Consider the following 20774-nt stretch of genomic DNA (forward strand, 5'->3'; position numbering starts at 1 on the left):
AGTCCACCTCCGGCACGCCGGTATCCGCAGCGCCCACCCCGGTCGATCCGAGGACGGGTCCGCAGGTCGCGCTGCCCGTGCTCGACCGTTTCCGGCTGGACGGCCGCGTCGTGGTGATCACGGGCTCGTCGTCCGGGCTCGGGGCCGGCTTCGCGCGGGCCCTGTCCTCGGCCGGTGCCACGGTCGTCCTGGCGGCCCGGCGCCGCGAGCGGCTCGACGCCCTCGCCGAGGAACTGCGCGCCGCCGGCGGCACCGCCTCGACCGTGGCGTGCGACGTCGCCGACCCCGAGGCGTGCGCGGCGATGGTCCGCGACACGATGGACACCCACGGACGCATCGACGTGCTGGTCAACAACGCCGGCATCGGGACCGCCGTGCCCGCGCTCAAGGAGACCCCCGAGCAGTTCCGCGGCGTGGTGGACGTCAACCTGAACGGCGCCTACTGGGCGGCCAAGGAGTGCGCGGCCGTCATGGAGCCGGGCGCGAGCATCGTCAACGTCGCGAGCGTCCTGGGCCTGACCGCCGGCTTCGCGCCGCAGGCCGCCTACTCGGCGACCAAGGCGGCCGTGCTCGGGCTGACCCGCGACCTCGCCGCGCAGTGGGGCAGCCGCCGCGGTATCCGCGTCAACGCGCTGGCCCCCGGGTACTTCGCCTCCGAGATGACCGACGAGATCCCGGAGAAGATGCTCGCGGACATCACCGGCAGCACCATCTTCGGTCGGCTGGGGCTCCAGCCCGAGCTCGACTCCGCGCTGCTCTTCCTCGCCTCCGACGCATCGTCGTTCATCACCGGGACCACGCTCGTGGTCGACGGCGGGATGACTATGCATTGAACCGACTCTGCACTGAACCAACCCAGCACTGACGCAGTCACCACTTCACTCATCCCGCCCGCGGCGGGCCGCCGCGGCACGCTTCTACAGGAGTAAAGACATGGAATTCGCTCACAGTCAGCGCAGCATCGAGCTGCAGGAGAACATGTGGGAGTTCATGCGGGAGCACGTCTTCCCCGCCGAGCCCGTCTGGGCCGAGTACCTGCGTGAGCACGGGGACAACGCCTACCCGCCGGTCATGGAGGACCTCAAGGCAGAGGCCCGGCGCCGTGGGCTGTGGAACCTCTTCCTGCCCGAGTGGTCCGGGATCTCCAACCTCGAGTTCGCCGCCGTCTCGGAGATCACGGGCTGGTCGCCCGTCATCGCGCCGGAGGCGATCAACTCGCAGGCCCCCGACACCGGGAACATGGAGACCTTCCACCTGTTCGGCACCGACGAGCAGAAGGCCAAGTACCTCGAGCCGCTCAAGGAGGGCAGGATCCGCTCGGCGTACGCCATGACCGAGCCCGACGTCGCCTCCTCGGATGCCACCAACATCCAGACCGTCATCCGGCGCGAGGGCGACGAGTACGTGATCAACGGTCGCAAGTGGTGGATCACCGGCATCGCCGACACCCGCTGCGAGATCCTCATCGTCATGGGCAAGACCGACGAGTCCGCCGAGACCCACCGGCAGCAGTCGATGGTCCTCGTGCCCCGGGACACCCCGGGCCTGACCATCGAGCGCAACCTGCCGCTGTTCGGATACCAGGACCAGCACGGTCACTGTGAGATCGTGTTCTCCGACGTGCGGGTGCCCGTGTCGAATCTCCTCGGCGAGGAGGGCGCCGGGTTCGCGATCGCCCAGGCCCGTCTCGGGCCGGGCCGCATCCACCACGCGATGCGCGCCATCGGCATGGCCGAGCGGGCGCTGGCCCTGATGGTCGACCGCGCCAAGTCCCGGCACGCGTTCGGTGGGTCGCTGGCGAGCCAGGGCGTGGTGCAGGAGCACATCGCCAACTCGCGCATCGAGATCGACCAGGCGCGGCTGCAGGTGCAGCACTGCGCCTGGATGATCGACACCGTCGGCGCCAAGGAGGCGCGGTTCGAGATCTCCGCCATCAAGGTGATCGCCCCGCAGGTCGCCTGTGCCGTGATCGACCGGGCCATCGAGATCTTCGGCGGCGCCGGCGTCTCCGGCGACACCCCGCTGGCGTACTTCTACGCCTGGGCGCGCGCGCTGCGGATCGTCGACGGACCGGACGCCGTCCACCGTCGCACCATCGCGCGCGGAGAGCTGAAGAAGACCCCGCCGTACGTCGGATAAAACTAGGATGTCCCAGTAACGGTCGGTGCCGCCCGGCGCCGGAACCGCAGAGACAAGGAAGTGCAGAACATGGGTGCAGTAATCGTGGAGGCCGTGCGCAGCGCGGTGGGCAAGCGCAAGGGTGGACTGGCCGGGGTGCATCCCGCCGATCTGTCAGGGACCGTTCTCACGGCGCTGGCCGAGCGCGCCGGGATCGACGGATCGATCGTCGAGGACGTCATCTGGGGTTGTGTCACCCAGGCCGGGGAGCAGGCCGGGGACATCGCCCGGACCGCCGCCCTGTCGGCGGGATGGCCGGAGACGGTCAACGGCGTGACGATCGACCGGCAGTGTGGCTCGTCGCAGCAGGCGCTGAGTTTCGCGGTGGCCGTGGTGGAGGCAGGCTTCCACGACGTGGTGGTGGCCGGCGGCGTCGAGTCGATGACGCGGGTGCCGATGGGCTCGCACGTCTCCTCCGAGTCGTTCCCCTACGGTCAGGCGTTCCTCGACCGCTACGACGGCACGGCCCCCAACCAGGGCGTCGGTGCCGAGATGATCGCCGAGCGGTGGGGCTTCACGCGCACCCAGCTCGACGAGTTCGCCGTGGCGTCGCACGAGAAGGCCGCCGCCGCGCAGGACGCCGGGTTCTTCGCCGGGCACATCGTGCCGGTGACCACCCCGGACGGCGTCTTCGACACCGACCAGGGCATCCGCCGCGGCAGCACCGTCGAGGGGCTGGCCGGGCTCAAGACCCCGTTCAAGGAAGACGGTGTGATCCACGCCGGCAACGCCTCGCAGATCTCGGACGGCGCCGCGGCGATCCTCGTGATGAGCGAGGAGGCGGCCGCCAAGTACGGGTGCACACCGATCGCGCGGGTGCACACCGCCACGCTCGCCGGTGACGACCCGGTCATCATGCTCACCGCTCCGATCCCCGCCACCGCCAAGGCGCTGGCCAAGTCCGGACTGTCCATCGACGACATCGGCGTGTACGAGGTCAACGAGGCGTTCGCGTCCGTGCCGATGGCGTGGCTGGCCGAGACCGGGGCGGACCCGGCGAAGCTCAACCCGAACGGCGGCGCCATCGCCCTCGGGCACCCGCTCGGTGGCTCCGGCGCCCGGATCTTCGCCGACCTCGTCCATCACATGAAGAACGAGGGCATCAAGTACGGCCTGCAGACGATGTGTGAGGGCGGCGGCCAGGCCAACGCCACCATCATCGAACTGCTCTGATCCGAGCCCCCACCGGGCAGCCGCGCGAGCGGCTGCCATTGGAGACACAGCCGCTCCCGACGATGGCGTCTGGCGTGCGCAGATGCGCAGGCCGGCGTTCAGCGTCGGGGGCGGCTGTGTTGTGGGCGTACAGGCGCTCGTGCGGCTGCGGGCAGGGGCGCGCGCGGATGCCGCCGGGTGCGCGGGCGGCTCAGTCGCCGGGTGCGCGGGCGGCTCAGTCGCCGGTGAGGACGACCGCCCGGCCGAGCACCTCACCGCGGTCGAGCGCCTGGTAGGTCTCCGGAGCCTCGGCCAGCGGGACGCGCCGGGAGATCATGCCGCCCAGGTCGAGCTTCCCCGCCGCCAACAGGCGCACGAGCGCCGGAACGTCCTGACGGGCGCGGGCGCCGTACGAGCCCTTGATCTGGATCTTGCGACGCACGATGCGGGCCAGGTCCACGTCGAGCGTGGTGCCCGCGGGGGGGATGCCCACGACCACGACCCGCCCGCCCTCGCGGGCGATGTCGGTCGCCTGCCGGGTGGTGGCCGCCGACCCCAGCGCCTCGAAGGCGACGTCCACCCCGCGTCCGCCGGTGATCTCCATGATCGCCTCGGTGGCGTCGGCCTCACGCGAGTTGACGGTGTGGGTGGCGCCCATGCGGCGCGCGAGGGCGAGCTTGTCGTCGTCCACGTCGATCGCGATCACCGACTCCGCGCCACTGACCGCCGACAGCTGGACGATGTTCTGACCGACCCCACCGACCGCCACCACCGCAACGGATTCCCCGGTCCGGACGTCGCCCACGTTGCGGACCGCTCCGTAGGCGGTGAACATCGAACACCCGAGGATGGCGGAATCGGTGAGGTCGAGCTGCTCGGGGAGGGCGAACACCGCGGTGGCGGGCGTGACGCTGTACTCGGCCAGCCCGCCCATCGAGTACATGGACAACGGTTCGCCGGAGGCCCGGTGCAGGCGCGTCTCGCCGTCGTACAGGGTGCCGCGCAGGCGGTTGTACTCGAAGAACGTGGAGCAGATGTCCTCCATGCCGCGGGCGCAGTTCTCGCACGATCCGCACGGCATGATGAACGAGCCGACCACCCGGTCGCCGGGCCGGACGTGGGTGACCCCGGCGCCGACCTCGGCGACGACGCCGGAGATCTCGTGGCCCAGGACTCCCGGCAGCGGGAACCCGACCTCGCCCTTCATCACGTGCAGGTCCGTGTGGCAGACCCCGCAGGCGTGGTTGTGGACCAGGACCTCGCCGGCGCGCGGTTCCGGGATCGGGATGTCCTCGATCACCAGCGGGGACCCGGTCTCAACGCACACCGCAGCTCTCATGGGGCCGACTGTACGCAGCGTTCAGCGGCCGAGGAGCTCGTCCGAGATGATCCGCATCTGGATTTCGCTGGTGCCCTCGAAGATCCTGGTGAGGCGGGCGTCGCGCCAGTGCCGTTCCACCTGAAAGTCGGTGGTGTAGCCGGCACCCCCGTGGATCTGGACGCCCTGCGACGTGACCCGCTCGGCCATCTCGGTGGCCACGAGCTTGCACATGGCGGCCTCGAGCGAACACCGCCGTCCCGAGTCGATCGCGGTGGCCACCGAGTACATGAGCTGACGCGCGGCTTCGATGTCCGCGGCCATCTTGGCGATCTCGAAGCGCAGATACTGGAACTGGCCGATCGGCTGACCGAACTGCTCCCGGGTGGCGACGTAGGCGATCGAGTCCTCCAGTGCGGCGCGGGCGAGTCCGATCGCGCGGGCCGCGGTGTGGGCACGCCCCACTTCGAGACCGGACACCGCCATGTAGAAGCCCTTGCCCTCCTCGCCGAGCAGCGACGACGCGGGGATCCGGAAGTCGTCGAAGGACAACTCCCAGGTCTGCCAGCCGAAGTAACCGATCTTGCGGACCGGGTTGCCGCTGATGCCGGAGGGGAAGGAGCCGCGCTCCTTCTCCACCAGGAAGGTCGAGATGCCCCGGTGCGGCTTGTCCGGGTCGCGGTCCGGATCGGTGCGGGCGAACAGGACGAGGTAGTCGGCCTGGTCGGCGTAGGTGCACCACATCTTGGTCCCGTTGATCACCCAGGCGTCGCCGTCGCGGACGGCGCGGCACGAGATGTTGGCGACGTCGGATCCCGCCTCGGCCTCCGAGAGCGCGTACGCACCCAGCCATTCGCCGCGGGCGACGCGGGGGAGCAGGCGGGCCTGCTGCTCGGCGGTGAACCCTCCGCCCATGCCGTTTCCCCGCGCGAGCAGACCGGACACCGACAGCCACCCGCGGGCCAGCTCTTCGGCGACCAGGCAGTACTCGAAGACGCCCAGTCCCAGGCCGCCGTGCTCCTCGTCGATCATGATCCCGAAGAAGCCCATGTCGGCCATCTTCTGCCGTAGCTCGTCCGGGATGTCGCCTTTCTCCGGGTCCAGGCGGTTCGCGACCGGGAGGACCTCTCTGGCGGTGAAGTCGCGTGCGAGGTCCCTGATCGCGAGGCGCTCCTCCGTGAGGTAGACGGGAACGTCCTCGCGGGCGGTGGGTTTGTGGGTCATCCGGATCGTCCTCCCGGTGTGAGTCGGTCGTTGTCCGCGCCGAGGGAGGGCGCCGGGCCCGTGGCGAGGTGGTCCCCGTCGAACGTCGCCGGATACGCGGCGGCCAGATAGGGGCCGATGCCGGGTTGGTCGAGGCGGGAGAAGAGGGGGTTGGCCTCGAGTTCGCCCTCCGAGACGACCTCGGCGAACGTGCGGTAGCGCTCGTGCAGCACCACCGAGTCGTCCAGGGCCCGCGCGACCTCGTCGGTGGTGTGGGCGGAGAACCAGCGGGCGAACAGTGCGGCGAGGACCTCGCGATAGGAGTAGCGGTCGGACTCTTCCGTGAAGTCGGCGCCGGTCGCGGTCTCGAGCGCGTCGACGGCCTCCCGGGTGCCCGTGAGGCGGGCCAGGTCGTGGAAGTGCCGGGCGGTCAGGGCGACGATCATGAACCGACCGCCGTCGCAGGTGGTGAAGTCCGTGCCGAAGGTCCCGTAGACGTGATTGCCCACGGCAGGCCGCGACGACCCGTCGAGCTGTGGTTCGGTGAGGTACCCGAGTGTCCCCGCGGTGGCCAGCGCGACGTCGTCGAGGGGCAGGACGATCCGCCGCCCGCGGCCGGTCCGCTCACGTTCGCGGACGGCGGCCACCACGGCCAGCGCCGCGTGCAGTCCGGCGGCCAGGTCCCAGGCCGGCAGGGCGTGGTTGACGACGCGGCCCGAGCCGGGGCCGGTGATGGCGGGGAAACCGAGGGCGGCGTTGACGGTGTAGTCGACCGCCGGGCGGCCATCGCGGCGACCGAGGAGCTCCAGGCTGATGAGGTCGGGTCGGGATCCGGCCAGGACGTCGTGACTCATCCACGACCGCCCGCCCGAGTTCGTCACGAGGATCCCCCCACCCTCGCCGGGCGCGGTGACGAGCTCGCGGAACGCCCGCCGGCCGTCGTCGGAGCGCAGATCGAGAGTGACCGAGGCCTTGCCCCGGTTGAGCCCGGTCCAGTAGATCGACGTCCCGTCGGGCGCCAGGGGCCACCGGTTCACGTCCGCCGCGCCACCCACCGGGTCGACCCGGATGACCTCGGCGCCGAGCTGCGCCAGCGTGAGTCCGCACAAGGGTGAGGCGACGAAGCTCGAGAGCTCGACGACGCGGATCCCGTCCAGCGGTCGGGATGCGGAGGGCTCTGTCATCAACGGCTCCCGGTGGTGCGGCGGGCCGGTTGCCCCGCGGTGCAAATCCTGATAATAGTTTGAAGCGTACAGCGTGGATTGTGTTCCGCGACACTCATCGGCGGCGGACAGGGGCGAGACCATGAGCGAGCAGCCGAGCAGCGCGACCCCCGTGGTCGACACAGACACGGAGAGCGACACGGAGGTCGACGCGGAAGACTTCGCGGCCATCCTCGCGACCACGCGTGAATACATCCGTTCGGTGGTCGTGCCCCGAGAGCGGGAGATCGCCGACACCGACGCGGTCCCCGACGACATCCGTGCAGACCTGGCCGACATGGGCTTGTTCGGGTACGCGATCCCACAGCAGTGGGGCGGGTTGGGCCTCGACCTGACCCAGGATGTCGAGTTGGCGATGGAATTCGGCTACACGACGCTGGCCATGAGGTCGTTGTTCGGAACCAACAACGGGATCGCCGGCCAGGTTCTCGTGAACTTCGGCACCGACGCCCAGAAGGCTGAATGGCTCGAGCGGATCGCCTCCGGCGAGGTCATCGCCTCGTTCGCCCTGACCGAGGACGGCGCCGGCTCGAACCCCGCCGGGCTGACCACGAAGGCCGTGCGAGACGGCGGTGCGGGCAGTGAAGGCGGTGACTGGATCATCGACGGCACCAAGCGTTTCATCACCAACGCCCCGCTGGCGGATCTGTTCATCGTGTTCGCACGTACCCGTCCCGCCGATGCCGGCGGGACGGGGATCGCCGTGTTCCTCGTCCCGGCGGACGCCCCGGGCGTGAGTGTCGGCCCCAGGGACAAGAAAATGGGGCAGGAGGGCGCGTGGACCGCCGAGGTGGACTTCCGGGGTGTGCGCGTACCCGCCACCGCCCTGGTGGGGGGCGACGAGGACGCCGGGTACCGGGCGGCGATGACCTCGCTGGCCCGCGGCCGCATCCACATCGCCGCCGTCGCCGTGGGATCGGCGCAGCGGGCGCTCGACGAGTCGCTCGCCTTCGCGGCGACCACCACCCAGGGTGGCGAGGCCATCGGCGGGTTCCAACTGGTCCAGGGGATGCTCGCCGACCAGCAGACCGGCGTCATGGCGGGCCGTGCCCTCGTCCGCGAGGCCGCCGCCAAGTACGTCTCCGGCGAGGACCGCAGGATCGCCCCCTCGGTGGCCAAGCTGTACTGCACCGAGATGGTCGCCGACGTCGCGGACAAGGCGGTCCAGATCCACGGCGGCACGGGCTACATGCGGGGCGTGGCGGTGGAGCGGATCTACCGTGACGTCCGACTGCTCCGCCTGTACGAGGGCACGAGCGAGATCCAGCGCCTCATCATCGGCGGTGGCCTCGTGCGCGGGGCGATGCGGGACGCGGGTCCCCGGTGACCGCCGAGCCCCTTCCGCTGGCGGGTATCACCGTGGTCGCGGTGGAGCAGGCCGTCGCCGCGCCCCTGGCCACCCGGCACCTGGCCGACCTCGGCGCGCGCGTCATCAAGATCGAACGCCCGGGGGAGGGTGACTTCGCCCGTGCCTATGACGACGCCGTGCACGGGCTGGCCTCCCACTTCGTGTGGCTGGGCCGGGGCAAGGAGTCGATCGAACTCGACCTCGCCTCGCCGGGCGGCAGGGAGACCGCGCTGGCCCTGGTCGACCGGGCAGACGTGGTGATCAGCAACCTGGCGCCCGGGGCGATGGACCGGTTGGGATTCGGGGCGACGGCGCTACGTGAGCGACGGAAGGACCTCGTCGTCGTCACCATCTCCGGCTACGGAGACGGCGGTCCGTACACGGACCGCAAGGCCTACGACATGCTCGTGCAGGCCGAGTCCGGGCTGTGCTCGATCACCGGCACCCCCGAGGCCGCCGCCAAGACCGGGGTCCCGGTGTCCGACATCGCCACCGGGATGTACGCCCTGTCGGCGATCCTGTCGGCGATCCTGTCGGCGCTCTTCCGGCGGGAACGGACCGGGCGCGGGGCCACCGTCGAGGTGTCCATGTTCGAGGCCACCGCCGAGTGGATGGGCCACCCCATGTACACCCGGATGTATGCGGGGAGACAGGTCGAGCGGATGGGACTGTCCCACGCGTCGATCTGCCCGTACGACGCGTTCCCGACCCGCGACGGGCAGGTGTTGATCGGCGTCCAGAACGACCGGGGATGGGCCGCGCTGGTGCGCGATGTGTTGGGGCGGCCGGAGTTGGTCGACGACGAAAGGTACGCCACCAACATCGCTCGCGTCGCCCGGAGGGCCGAGGTGGACGCGCTGATCGGCTCCCTGACCATGGGGTACGGCTCTGTGGAGCTGGCCGACCGGCTCGACGAGTTCGGCGTCCCGGCGGGGCGGCTCAACGACGTCGCCGGGCTGGTCGACCACCCGCAACTCGCGGCGCGGGATCGGTGGCGGGACGTCGAGACGCCCGCGGGTCCGGTCCGCGGTCTGCTCCCGCCGATGACCTTCACCGATGTAGAGCTGCCCATGGGGCCCGTTCCCGCACTGGGGCAGCACACCGACGCGATCCTGGCGGAACTGGGCGCGAACGCACGAGAAGAGGACACGCATCATGGGACTACTTGAGGGCAAGACCGCAGTCGTCACCGGGGCCGCGCGCGGCATCGGGTTGGAGATCGCCCGGACGTTCATCGACCAGGGCGCGCGGGTGGTGATCGGCGACATCGACGACGAGGCGGGCGCCGCGGCCGTCGCCGACCTGGGCGGGCAGGACACCGCGCGCTACGTCCACTGCGACGTCCGGGACGGAGCGGCGGTCGAGGCGATGATCGACGTGGCCGAGGAGGCGTTCGGGCCGCTGGGGGTGTTCGTCAACAACGCGGGCATCACCCGTGACGCGACCATGCGCAAGATGACCGAGCAGCAGTTCGACGACATCATCGCCATCCACCTCAAGGGCACGTGGAACGGCACCCGCGCCGCCGCCGGCCGGATGCGCGGGCACGGGGGAGGGGCGATCGTCAACATCTCGTCGATCTCCGGCAAGGTCGGTCTCGTCGGCCAGACCAACTACTCCGCAGCCAAGGCCGGGATCGTGGGGCTCACCAAGGCGGCGGCCAAGGAGGTGGCGTTCGCGGGGGTGCGCGTCAACGCGGTCCAGCCGGGGCTCATCCGCACCGCCATGACGCTGGCCATGCCCGAGCACGTCTGGGAGGAGAAGTTGGCCGAGATCCCCATGGGGCGCGCAGCCGAGCCGAGCGAGGTCGCGCAGGTGGTGCTGTTCCTCGCCAGTGACATGTCCAGTTACATGACCGGCACCGTCCTGGAGATCACGGGCGGGCGGCACATCTGAGTGTGCGGGACCGGGCCGCTCAGCCGAGGTCCCAGCGGATCGGCTGGGCGAGCTCGGAGTGGAACCGCTTCTCGAGGTACGTGGTGTGCTCGTCGATGTGCACGGACATCAGCCGGGAGGCGGTGTCCGCGTCGCGATCGGCGATCGCGGCGTAGATGTCCCCGTGGATGTCGCAGGTCAGTTCGCGCTGGCGCTTCGGGTAGCTGATCCCCATCGAGGCGCCGGCGATGAGGCCCGTCAGCGCGTCGAAGAGATACCCGAAGAGGGCGTTGCCGGAGCTCCAGGCGATGAGTTCGTGAAACAGCTCGGAGTGGGCCGAGAAGGCCGCCGGGTCGCCCAGTCGGTCCCGGGTCTGACGCAGGTTCCCCGCGAGTCGTTCCAGACCGGCGTCGTCGATCCGCGTGGTGGCCAGCCGCGCGATACCCGGCTCGAGGGCCGCGCGGGCCTCCATGATCGTCGAGAACGGGGCGTTCTCGAACTGCAGGAGCAGGCTCAGGCTGGCGGCGAGGGTGCCGCCGTCGGGCTGCTGCACGACCGGGCCGCCGCCCGGGCCGGGCTTGAGCATGATGACGCCCTGGAGCTCCAGGTAGCGCAGCGATTCCCGGAGGGTGCCGCGCCCGACCCCGTACTCCTCCAACATGAGGTGCTCGGGGGGCAGCCGGTCGCCGACGGTGTTCCCGCGGCGGGAGATGTCCTCGACGATCTGCTGGGCGACGAGCAGGGCCGTCTTCTTGGGCCTGCCGACCCCCGGGCGACCGCCGCCGCTGCCTGAACTCATGACAACCATTATCCCCGTCTCCCGGCTCAGGGCATGAGCACGGTGTAGGTCCAGTCCAGGACGGGCGCGTCGCCGTCCTGCCGGTGCGCGGTCACGAGCGACCGGAGGTCGAGCGCCGTGCCACCGCCTGCCGCCTCCACCGCAGCGCCCACCACGATGTCGCTGCTCAGGGTGTCGCCCTCGCGAACTGAGCCGACGTGGTCGCACGAGTGCCACCCGAGCACCGTGAGCATGGACGGCAGGGCGCGCGTGGCCTGCGAGAGCGCGAGCCCGATGGTGTGGCCGCCGTAGACCAACCGACCGGAGCCCGAGGCGCGGCCGTCGTGATGCGTCTGCGCGATGTTCATCGTCAGTCGCGCCAGCGCCGGCGCGTCGGACACCACGTCGGCGCCGACGCGCAGTACGGTGCCGGCCGCGGGGATCGGCGTGAGTCCGCGCGGGAGCGCGGCTCGGTAGGCGTCGAGGTCCCAGCCCTGCGGCGACGCCCACGGCTGCCGGTGGTCGCCGCCGATGGCCGACAGGTCGTCGTCGTGGACGCAGGACCCGGGATCGACACCCGGCGACAGCGGCAGCATCGCGCAGCGGTGGAAGTCCAGGACTGTCCGGCCGTCCTGGTCGGTGGTGGTGATCCGGAGCGCGGCCAATCCGGTGGCCGCGCGGCCGGGTCTGGGGGAGTTGGTCCTGAGACCGACCACCTCGGTCCGCGTCGAGAGGGTGTCACCGATCCGGGGAGCCGTGAGTAGGCGCAGGCCCCGATAGAACAGGTTGGCCTTGACCCGGTGGGTCACCACGGTGGACTGACCGATCGCGATGTCGGTCACCAGCCCGGGGTGCGCCACCGCGGCGCCGGTGACCGCGTGGGCCAGGTGGCGGTCCAGGGGCAGGCGCAGGCGGTCACCGAGGACGGCCTGATGCGCGGCCGCCAGCCCGTCGGTCAGGGTGACCGCCGGGGCCGTGTCGACGACCTGTCCCACCTCGAGCTGGTCGAAGTAGGGGCCGCCGATCTCCACGACGGGCCCCTGCGGGGAGGGGTTCCCGGTCATCGCGGCCTCCTTCCGGCGCGGGTGGCGTGCGTCGCGCGGCAGCGCGCCCGACGGCTGACCGTTCACACTCTACACAAAACCATGCGCATCATTATTGACTATTGGGCGGTGCGTTGCGACGATGAGGTCCGGAGCCCGCCTGACCGGCGGATCGAAGTGACGACGACGACGAGGTGTTCTGCGTGCCGGACCTGAACGATGACGAGGCCTACCTCGTCGCGACCGTGCGTCGGTTCATCGATCGCGAGGTCAAGCCGTCCGTGCGCGAGATGGAACACGCGAACGAGTACCCCGAACGCTGGATCGAGCAGATGAAGGCGATCGGCATCTACGGCCTGGCGGTGCCCGAGGAATTCGGGGGGACGCCGGTCTCGATGCCGTGCTACGTCCGCATCACCGAGGAACTCGCCCGCGGGTGGATGTCACTCGCCGGCGCCATGGGCGGGCACACCGTGGTCGCCACACTGCTCGCCGAGTTCGGCACCGAGGAGCAGAAAGCCACCTACCTTCCCCGGTTGGCGACCGGTGAGATCCGGGCCACCATGGCGCTGACGGAGCCCGGCGGGGGATCCGATCTCCAGGCGATGACCACCACCGCCACGACTCAGGGCGAGGAGCTCGTGATCACGGGCACCAAGACGTGGATCTCCAACGCGCGACGCTCCGGCCTCATCGCTCTGCTGTGCAAGACCGACCCGTCCGCGACGCCCAGACACCAGGGCATCTCTATCGTCCTGGTCGAGCACGGTCCCGGACTGACGGTCTCCGAGGACCTGTCCAAACTCGGGTACAAGGGAGTCGAGACGTGCGAACTCGCCTTCGACGGGTACCGCACCCCCGCCTCCCGAATCCTCGGAGCAGAACCGGGTAGGGGCTTCGCGCAGATGATGAAGGGCCTGGAGACCGGCCGGATCCAGGTGGCCAGCCGCGCGCTGGGCGTCGCGGCCGCGGCGCTCGAGGACTCCCTCGCGTACGCGCAGCAACGCGAATCCTTCGGACAACCCATCTGGAAGCACCAGGCCGTCGGGCATCACCTGGCCGACATGGCCACCAAGCTCACCGCCGCCCGCCAGCTCACCCTGTTCGCCGCCGAGAAGGCCGACGCCGGCGAGCGCTGCGACATGGAGGCGGGGATGGCCAAGCTCTTCGCCTCCGAGGTGGGGATGGAGATCGCGCTCGACGCCGTCCGGATCCACGGCGGCTACGGGTACTCCACGGAGTACGACATCGAGCGGTACTTCCGCGACGCCCCGCTCATGATCGTGGGCGAGGGGACCAACGAGATCCAGCGCAACGTCATCGCATCGCAACTGGTGGCACGTGGCGGGTTGGAATGAGGAGAGGACTGTCATGAAGGTGTTCGAGGGGCTGGAGCAGCTCGAGGCCGAGCTCGGCCGGCATGTCGGGTACAGCGACTGGATGGAGATCACCCAGGAGCGCATCGACGCGTTCGCGGAGGCCACCGGGGACCACCAGTGGATCCACGTCGACCCGGCGCGGGCGGCCGAGGGACCGTACGGCCGCACCATCGCGCACGGGTACCTCACCCTGTCGCTGTTGCCGGTGCTCGGCGCCGAGGTCATGGAGATCCGGGGCTTCGCCATGATGATCAACTACGGGGTGGACAAGGTGCGGTTCCCCGCCCCGGTACCGGTCGGGTCACGGATCCGTGCGGGGATCGAGTTGACGTCGCTCCAGCGGAAGTCGTCGGGGGTGCAACTCAACAGTCTGGTGACCGTCGAGGTCGAGGGCTCCGACCGGCCGGCGGTCGTGGCCGAGACCGTGCGGATGATGGTCGAGTGAGGCGACAGGCGCCGGGGCCCGGATCCAGGATGGCCGAGGCGCTGGCCGACGTGGTGATCTGTGAACCCGTGCGGACCGCGGTGGGCCGCCGGGGCGGTGTCCTGGCGCCACTGCAGGCCGCCGACCTCGCCGCGGTCGCGATAGCCGGACTCGTCGACCGCACCGGCCTCGGAACGACGGACATCGACGACGTGATCCTGGGCCAGTGCTACCCCAACGGTGAGGCGCCCGCGATCGGGCGGGTGGCGGCACTCGATGCCGGGCTCGACATCAGCACGCCGGGGATCCAGATCGACCGCCGCTGCGGATCGGGACTTCAGGCCGTGCTCAACGCGGCGATGCAGGTCGCCGTCGGCGTGAGCGAGGTGGTGATCGCCGGTGGCGCGGAGTCGATGTCGAACAGTGAGTTCTACTCCCTGGGTCTGCGCGGCGGGGTCCGCAGCGACCGGGTCGAGTTCATCGACCGCATCGCTCGTGGCCGGATGACCTCCGGCGGCCGCGACCACCCGGTGGCGGGCGGCATGCTCGAGACCGCCGAGAACCTCCGCGCGGAGTACTCCATCTCCCGGACGGAGCAGGACGAACTGGCGGCCGAGAGCCAGCGGCGCGCGATCGCCGCCCAGGACTCGGGGGTGTTCGACGAGGAGATCGTGCCGGTGCAGGTCCCTCAGCGGAAGGGAGAGCTCGTCGTCGTCGACACCGACGAACACCCCCGGCGAGGCGTCACGGCCGAGTCCCTCGCCGCACTGCGCCCCGTCCGCCTCCGCGTCGACCCCGGCGCGACGGTGACGGCCGGCAACGCGTCGGGGGAGAACGACGGCGCGGCGGTGTGCGTGGTGACCACCCGCGGTCGCGCCGAGGAGCTGGGGCTGCGCGCCTACGTCCGACCGCTCGGTTGGGCGGTGGCCGGCGTCCACCCCGCGCGGATGGGCATCGGCCCCGTTCCCGCGACGGCCCGGTTACTCCGGCAACTCGACCTGCGGCTGGCGGACTTCGACCTCATCGAACTCAACGAGGCGTTCGCCGCGCAGGTGCTCGCGTGCCTGCGGGAATGGGAGTCGGACCACGGGTTCACCGCCGCCGATCGCGAGCGGCTCAACGTCCACGGTTCCGGGATCTCGCTCGGGCATCCCGTCGGGGCCACCGGTACGCGCATCCTCACCACCATGGCGCGCGAACTGGCGCGCCGGGAGGGCCGGCTCGCCCTGGAGACGATGTGCCTCGGCGGTGGGCAGGGGCTGGCGGCGGCCTTCGAGCGGGTGGCGTGACGGGTCACCTGATATTTCACCCAGACTTAACTACAGGGATGTGATTCGGGCGTAGCGTCATCGGCAACGGTCGGTGGGGAAGCCGACCGTCGGGAGGTCCCAGCCGATGATCGTCTGTCTCGATCGGGAGGGGGCCGGCACCCGGCCCCGTCACCACCAGGTGACCTGGGCCGGCCGGTCCAACCCAACACGCTCGCGGGTGCCGCGGGCGAGGAGCGCGCCGTGACCGACACCGTACGTACCTACGTCCTCGACACCTCGGTTCTGCTGTCCGACCCGTGGGCCGTCACCCGCTTCGCCGAGCACCGCGTGGTGCTCCCCATCGCGGTCATCAGCGAGCTGGAGGGCAAACGCAATCATCCCGAGCTGGGCTACTTCGCGCGGGAGGCCCTCCGGCTGCTCGAGGACCTGCGGCTGCGGCACGGGCGCCTCGACGGCGACATCACCGTCACCGACGTCGGCGGCACCCTGCGGGTCGAGCTCAACCACACCGACCAGGCGGTGCTGCCGTCCGGATTCCGTGACACCGGCAACGACTCCCGGATCCTGGCGTGTGCGCTCAATCTGCGGGCCGAGGGCGCCGACACCGTGCTCGTGTCCAAGGACGTCCCCCTGCGGGTCAAGGCGGGTTCGGTGGGCCTGCCGGCCGACGAGTACCACGCCCAGGACGTCGTGCTGACCGGGTACAGCGGGGTCGCCGACCTGCCGGCCACCCAGGACCTCGTCGACACCCTGTTCTCGGAGGGCCGCGCCTCGGGCCTCGCAGCCCGGGCCGCGGGACTGGAGAGCGGGACCCCGGTGCACTGCGGCGTCCGCGTCCAGACCGAGTCGTCGTCGGCACTGGCGCGCGTCGCCGACGACGGCGGGCTCCGGCTGGTCCGCGGCGACGTCGAGGTCTTCGGCCTGCGCGGCCGCTCGGCTGAGCAGCGCATTGCGATCGACTGCCTGCTGGACGAGTCGATCGGGATCGTCTCCCTCGGCGGCCGGGCGGGCACCGGCAAATCGGCGCTGGCGCTGTGCGCGGGCCTCGAGTCGGTCCTGGAGCGGCGTCGTCACCGCAAGATCGTCGTGTTCCGCCCGCTGTACGCCGTGGGCGGGCAGGAACTGGGGTACCTGCCCGGCAGCGAGTCGGAGAAGATGTCGCCGTGGTCCCAGGCCGTGTTCGACACCCTCGAGGGACTGGTCAGCGAGAACGTCATCGACGAGGTCATGGACCGGGACATCCTCGAGGTGCTGCCGCTGACCCACATCCGCGGCAGGAGCCTGCACGACTCGTTCGTGATAGTCGACGAGGCGCAGTCGCTCGAGCGGAACGTGCTGCTCACCGTGCTCTCGCGGCTGGGGACCGGGTCGCGGGTCGTCCTCACCCACGACGTGGCCCAGCGGGACAACCTCCGTGTCGGTCGGCACGACGGCATCCAGGCCGTGGTGGAGAAGCTCAAGGGGCACCCACTGTTCGCCCACGTCACCCTCAACCGCTCGGAGCGTTCCGCCATCGCCGAACTCGTCACCACGATGCTGGAGGAATTCCACCCCGAGGGAGCTTCCGGGGAGCTGCGACGCATCCACGCCGCCTGACTGCAGGCTCCGGCGACCGTGGGATGATGCGGGTCCGGGCGAGCGAGCCCGGGCCCGCATCAAGCATGCCGTATCGGAGGTCTCCCATGTCCCGACGCTCGTCACCGGCGCCCGCGCTCTGGTTGATCACCGCCTGCATCCTGGGGCTGGCCGCGTGTGGCGAGCAGACCCCGGGCGGGATGCCGGCCGAGGCGCAGTCCCAGACCGCTACGGACCAGGGCGCTGCGGACCAGGTCGGTGCGGGCCAGACCGGTGCGGGCCAGACCGGCGCGGACCCGGGCGCGGCCGCTCCCGCCGCGGGGGCCGATGCGGACGACCCGATCGTGGTGAAGATCGGCGAGGAGGAGTTCCTCACGAACATGGCCATTTATCGCCGATATGACGACGCCAAGGAGACCCCGCTCGCGCTCGGGGCCCCGGTCGCCCCGGCAGAGGCGCTCGAGGGTGGCAAGAAGCAGGACTTCGCCGACGGGGCCATCTTCTGGTCACCGCAGACCGGTGCGCGGATCGTCCGCGGGCAGATCCTCGCCACCTACCGCGACAACGGCGGACCCGCCGGTCGGTTGGGGTGGCCGGTGAGCGACGAGATCGCCGAGGGCGAGGTCATCTACTCGGACTTCCAACGCGGACAGATCCGCCTCGAGGACCAGGCCATCCGGGTGGTCGAGCACTCCGGCTGACCCCGGAACGCGACGCGCCGCGGGCCGGGCGCGCCGAGCCCGGGCCGCGGCGCACATCGCGGTGCGCACTCATGGCGAGACCGTCGGGTCAGCGCTCGCGGTCGAGGCCCGTCATCCCCAGGACGTCGAGGCGCCGGTCGAGCTCGGACTCGGACAGTGGATCGGGGACGAAGCCGAGCGCGATGACGGCCTCGCGGATGGTGATCCCCTCGGCGAGGGCGTGCTTAGCGACCCGGGCGGCCTCCTCGTAGCCGATCGCCGAGTTCAGCGGCGTGACGATCGAGGGGGAGGACTCGGCGAGCCGCCGCATGCGATCGGTGTCCGGCTCGATCCCGTCGATGCAGCGCTCGGCGAACAGCGTGGACGAGTTCGCGAGGATCCGGACCGACTCGAGCACGTTGCGCGCCATCACCGGGATCGCGGTGTTGAGCTCGAAGGCACCGCTGGCCCCGGCCCACGCCACGGCCGCGTCGTTCCCCACGACCTGGGCGGCGACCTGCGCGACCGTCTCACACAGCACCGGGTTGACCTTGCCGGGCATGATCGACGACCCCGGCTGCAGGTCCGGAAGGTGGATCTCCGACAGCCCGGTCATGGGGCCCGACCCCATCCACCGGATGTCGTTCGCGATCTTGGTGAGCGAGACGGCGACGGAACGCAGGGCCCCGGACAGCTCGACAAGGCCGTCGCGGGCGGCTTGGGCCTCGAACGGATCCGCCGCCAGACGGAGCTCCTCCAGACCGGTGAGGGAGCGCAGCTCCTCGACCACAGCGGAGCCGAAGCCGTCGGGGGCGTTGAGGCCCGTGCCGGCGGCGGTTCCACCGATCGGCAACTCGCCGACACGGGGCAGCGTCCCGCAGACGCGCTCGACCCCGGCGCGGATCTGCCGGGCGTAGCCGGCGAACTCCTGTCCGAGCGTCACCGGCACGGCGTCCATCAGGTGGGTGCGCCCGGGCTTGACCACCTCGCGCCACTGACCGGCCTTGGTCTCGAAGGACTCGGCGAGGGTGTTCAGTGCGGGGACGAGATCGGCGATCACGACCTCCGTGGCCGCGACGTGGGTCGCCGTCGGGAAGGTGTCGTTGGACGACTGTGACATGTTCACGTCGTCGTTGGGGTGCACGGTGACGCCCTCGGCCGCGCAGAGCGAGGCGATGACCTCGTTGGTGTTCATGTTGGAACTCGTGCCCGAGCCGGTCTGGAACACGTCGACGGGGAAGTGCTCGTCCAGTTCCCCCTCGGCGATGCGGCCGGCTGCGGCGACGATCGCGTCGACCTTGTCCCGGTCGAGCAGTCCCAGTCGACCGTTGACCGTCGCACACGCGGACTTGAGCAGGCCCAGCGCGCGGATCTGCGCTCGTTCGAGCCCGCTGCCCGAGACGGGGAAGTTCTCGACGGCACGCTGGGTCTGTGCCCGCCAGAGAGCGTCGACGGGGACCCGGACCTCGCCCATCGTGTCGTGTTCGATACGGAATTCAGTCTGATCGGCCATACCGGTCAGACTAGGCGCGCCCGCCGCACCGTGCAGGAGGACGGAAGCGGCGGGCGCGGGGTGCCGGGGAGGGATCAGTTGCCGCCGGCGGCCTGGCCGTAGTCGACGGCGGAGAACTCGCGGAGCTTCTCCATCTTGTGGCGCCCCTCGACGTGGCGGACGGTGCCCGACTTGGACCGCATCACCAACGAGCGGGTGACGGCGCCGTTGGCGCGGTAGCTCACACCGCGGACCATGTCGCCGTTGGTGATGCCGGTGGCGGCGAAGAAGCAGTTGTCGCCCTTGACCAGATCGTCCGTGCCGAGGATCGCGTCGACGTCGAGTCCGGCGTCGACCGCCTTCTGGCGCTCCGCCTCGTCCTGCGGCCACAGCTGGCCCTGGATCTCGCCGCCCATGCACTTCAGCGCGCACGCGGTGATGATCCCCTCCGGGGTACCGCCGATGCCCATGAGCATGTCCACCGAACTGTCGTCGGAGGCCGCCGCCACACCGCCGGCGACGTCGCCGTCCATGATGAGCCGGACCTTGGCGCCCGCGGCCCGGATCTCGGCGATGAGCTCGGCGTGGCGCGGCCGGTCGAGCACGCACACCGTCATGTCCCCGACGTCGATGTTCTTGGCCTCCGCGACCGAGCGGATGTTCCACTCGGTGGACTTGGCGAGGTCGATCCTGCCCACGGCGTCCGGGCCCACGGCGATCTTGCGCATGTAGAACACGGCCGACGGATCGAACATCGACCCGCGCTCGGCGACCGCGATCACCGCGATCGAGTTGGGCCGACCCTCCGCCATGAGCCGCGTGCCGTCGATCGGGTCCACGGCCACGTCGACGGCCGGCCCCTCGCCGGTGCCGACCTTCTCACCGTTGTAGAGCATGGGCGCCTCGTCCTTCTCGCCCTCACCGATCACCACGACGCCATCCATGTCGACGGTCGAGATGAGCTCGCGCATCGCGTCCACCGCGGCACCGTCGCCACCGTTCTTGTCGCCACGACCGACCCACCGCCCGGCGGCCAGGGCGGCGGCCTCGGTCACACGGACCAGCTCCATTGCGAGGTTTCGATCGGGACGCTTGGTGGGTGACATAGGTGGTCTGGCTCCTCGTGAACGCTGGCTGGGGTTGTGGGTGGCACGGGCGCGACGGGGTCGCGCACGGCCGCGGTGGGGTGTCGGCGCCCATTGTTCCACCTCGGCCACCCCGCCGGGGGCCACGCGCCGGACTCTCCCCGGGTGGGTGGGATACTCGCAGGCGTGGCCGAGGCGAAACCGAGAATCCTGCAGGGCAACCGCGACATGTTCTGGTCGGTGGTGGTGCTCATGGTGATCTGCGGCGTCTTCGCCGGAGTGGCCGGACTGTGCACTTTCAGCCCGTCCGGCCCGCAGCAGGGACAGATCCCCGACTTCGACGCGCGGGCCTCGCTGGAACAGGACGCCCGGAGCCTGGACTTCCCGATCCGCTCGCCCGAGGTCCCGGAGGGGTGGACCCCCAACTCCGGCCGTGTCCAGGGCTTCGCCGGGACCACCTCCAGCCACGTCGGCTGGGTGACGGGCGAGCGCAGCTACATCGAACTCGTCCAGTCCGACGCCCCCGAGGACGCGTTCCGGTCACTCGGCGGTGGGCCGCGGCCCAGCCGGACCATGGTGCCCGTCTCCGGGCGCGAGTGGGCCGTCCTCACCGGGGACGACGTCCGGCCGGTGTGGGTGCTCGACCTCGAGGACGTCCGGGTGGCCGTCACCGGCTCCGCGCCGACGTCCGACTTCGAGGCACTCGCCGCCGCCGTTCAGGACGTCGAGCCGCTGCCCGCGCCGTAGACG

General features: G+C 70.7%; 19 protein-coding genes. 12 read left to right on the forward strand and 7 right to left on the reverse strand.

Annotated elements, in window-relative coordinates; all coding sequences use genetic code 11:
* The first annotated feature begins 71 nt into the window (after positions 1–71).
* The 3 genes from Q2K20_RS06100 (at position 72) to Q2K20_RS06110 (ending at position 3351) form a co-directional block, all read left to right on the forward strand.
* Positions 72–833: an SDR family NAD(P)-dependent oxidoreductase gene (locus tag Q2K20_RS06100; protein WP_067715710.1), complete on the forward strand. Its 762-nt coding sequence runs from the start codon at positions 72–74 to the stop codon at positions 831–833.
* Positions 834–933: 100 nt separating this feature from the next.
* Positions 934–2139 carry an acyl-CoA dehydrogenase family protein gene (locus tag Q2K20_RS06105; protein WP_067715648.1) on the forward strand — a complete coding sequence of 402 codons (1206 nt, stop codon included), beginning with the start codon at positions 934–936 and terminating at the stop codon, positions 2137–2139.
* Between the two features lie 69 nt (positions 2140–2208).
* Positions 2209–3351: a thiolase family protein gene (locus Q2K20_RS06110; protein ID WP_069388699.1), complete on the forward strand. Its 1143-nt coding sequence runs from the start codon at positions 2209–2211 to the stop codon at positions 3349–3351.
* Between the two features lie 214 nt (positions 3352–3565).
* Here Q2K20_RS06110 and Q2K20_RS06115 read toward each other — a convergent pair whose 3' ends face one another.
* Genes Q2K20_RS06115 through Q2K20_RS06125 form a run of 3 tightly spaced genes read right to left on the reverse strand, consistent with a single transcriptional unit; the run spans position 3566 to position 7035 of the window.
* A complete protein-coding gene (locus Q2K20_RS06115; protein WP_067715642.1) occupies positions 3566–4669 on the reverse strand; it encodes a zinc-binding dehydrogenase in 1104 nt (367 codons plus the stop codon).
* Between the two features lie 21 nt (positions 4670–4690).
* A complete protein-coding gene (locus Q2K20_RS06120; protein WP_067715640.1) occupies positions 4691–5872 on the reverse strand; it encodes an acyl-CoA dehydrogenase family protein in 1182 nt (393 codons plus the stop codon).
* Positions 5869–7035, reverse strand: a complete 1167-nt coding sequence (locus Q2K20_RS06125) for a CoA transferase (RefSeq protein WP_269500934.1) — start codon at positions 7033–7035, stop codon at positions 5869–5871. The genes Q2K20_RS06120 and Q2K20_RS06125 overlap by 4 nt, the downstream gene beginning before the upstream one ends.
* A 121-nt stretch (positions 7036–7156) precedes the next feature.
* Between Q2K20_RS06125 and Q2K20_RS06130 the strand changes: the two genes are divergently transcribed.
* From Q2K20_RS06130 to fabG, 3 genes are read left to right on the forward strand one after another with little or no spacing between them, the layout of a single operon-like run.
* Positions 7157–8401 (forward strand): acyl-CoA dehydrogenase family protein, encoded by a 1245-nt coding sequence (locus Q2K20_RS06130; protein WP_269500935.1) that lies wholly within the window; start codon positions 7157–7159, stop codon positions 8399–8401.
* On the forward strand, positions 8398–9591 hold the full coding sequence (locus Q2K20_RS06135) for a CaiB/BaiF CoA-transferase family protein (protein WP_317176754.1): 1194 nt from the start codon (positions 8398–8400) through the stop codon (positions 9589–9591). The genes Q2K20_RS06130 and Q2K20_RS06135 overlap by 4 nt, the downstream gene beginning before the upstream one ends.
* A complete protein-coding gene (gene fabG / locus Q2K20_RS06140) occupies positions 9578–10318 on the forward strand; it encodes a 3-oxoacyl-ACP reductase FabG (protein WP_159148175.1) in 741 nt (246 codons plus the stop codon). The genes Q2K20_RS06135 and fabG overlap by 14 nt, the downstream gene beginning before the upstream one ends.
* A gap of 19 nt (positions 10319–10337) precedes the next feature.
* Here the strand turns inward: fabG and Q2K20_RS06145 are convergent, their stop codons facing one another.
* Both Q2K20_RS06145 and Q2K20_RS06150 read right to left on the reverse strand, forming a co-directional pair.
* Positions 10338–11096: a FadR/GntR family transcriptional regulator gene (locus Q2K20_RS06145; RefSeq protein ID WP_159148176.1), complete on the reverse strand. Its 759-nt coding sequence runs from the start codon at positions 11094–11096 to the stop codon at positions 10338–10340.
* A 26-nt stretch (positions 11097–11122) separates the two neighbouring features.
* Complete coding sequence (locus Q2K20_RS06150; protein WP_269500936.1) at positions 11123–12139, reverse strand: MaoC family dehydratase; 1017 nt, start codon at positions 12137–12139, stop codon at positions 11123–11125.
* 182 nt (positions 12140–12321) lie between these two features.
* On the opposite strand from Q2K20_RS06150, the gene Q2K20_RS06155 reads away from it, so the two are divergent.
* From Q2K20_RS06155 to Q2K20_RS06175, 5 genes are all read left to right on the forward strand, one after another.
* Complete coding sequence (locus tag Q2K20_RS06155; RefSeq protein WP_069390329.1) at positions 12322–13476, forward strand: acyl-CoA dehydrogenase family protein; 1155 nt, start codon at positions 12322–12324, stop codon at positions 13474–13476.
* Positions 13477–13489: 13 nt separating this feature from the next.
* Positions 13490–13942, forward strand: a complete 453-nt coding sequence (locus Q2K20_RS06160; protein WP_069390320.1) for a MaoC family dehydratase — start codon at positions 13490–13492, stop codon at positions 13940–13942.
* A gap of 29 nt (positions 13943–13971) precedes the next feature.
* Positions 13972–15210, forward strand: a complete 1239-nt coding sequence (locus Q2K20_RS06165) for an acetyl-CoA C-acetyltransferase (RefSeq protein WP_269500937.1) — start codon at positions 13972–13974, stop codon at positions 15208–15210.
* Between the two features lie 222 nt (positions 15211–15432).
* Positions 15433–16788 carry a PhoH family protein gene (locus Q2K20_RS06170; RefSeq protein WP_067715613.1) on the forward strand — a complete coding sequence of 452 codons (1356 nt, stop codon included), beginning with the start codon at positions 15433–15435 and terminating at the stop codon, positions 16786–16788.
* Positions 16789–16874: 86 nt separating this feature from the next.
* Positions 16875–17468: an LGFP repeat-containing protein gene (locus tag Q2K20_RS06175; protein WP_163375979.1), complete on the forward strand. Its 594-nt coding sequence runs from the start codon at positions 16875–16877 to the stop codon at positions 17466–17468.
* 88 nt (positions 17469–17556) lie between these two features.
* Here the strand turns inward: Q2K20_RS06175 and Q2K20_RS06180 are convergent, their stop codons facing one another.
* Positions 17557–18960, reverse strand: coding sequence for a class II fumarate hydratase (locus Q2K20_RS06180; RefSeq protein ID WP_067715607.1), 1404 nt, complete (start codon positions 18958–18960; stop codon positions 17557–17559).
* A 74-nt stretch (positions 18961–19034) separates the two neighbouring features.
* Positions 19035–20045, reverse strand: coding sequence for a class II fructose-bisphosphatase (glpX, locus tag Q2K20_RS06185; protein WP_067715604.1), 1011 nt, complete (start codon positions 20043–20045; stop codon positions 19035–19037).
* A 165-nt stretch (positions 20046–20210) separates the two neighbouring features.
* Between glpX and Q2K20_RS06190 the strand changes: the two genes are divergently transcribed.
* The gene (locus Q2K20_RS06190; protein WP_119191745.1) at positions 20211–20771 is read left to right on the forward strand and encodes a DUF4245 domain-containing protein; all 561 of its coding nucleotides are present in this window, start codon (positions 20211–20213) and stop codon (positions 20769–20771) included.
* Positions 20772–20774 lie beyond the last annotated feature (3 nt).

This window comes from Dietzia sp. IN118 (assembly GCF_032905965.1).
Lineage (GTDB): Bacteria > Actinomycetota > Actinomycetes > Mycobacteriales > Mycobacteriaceae > Dietzia > Dietzia kunjamensis.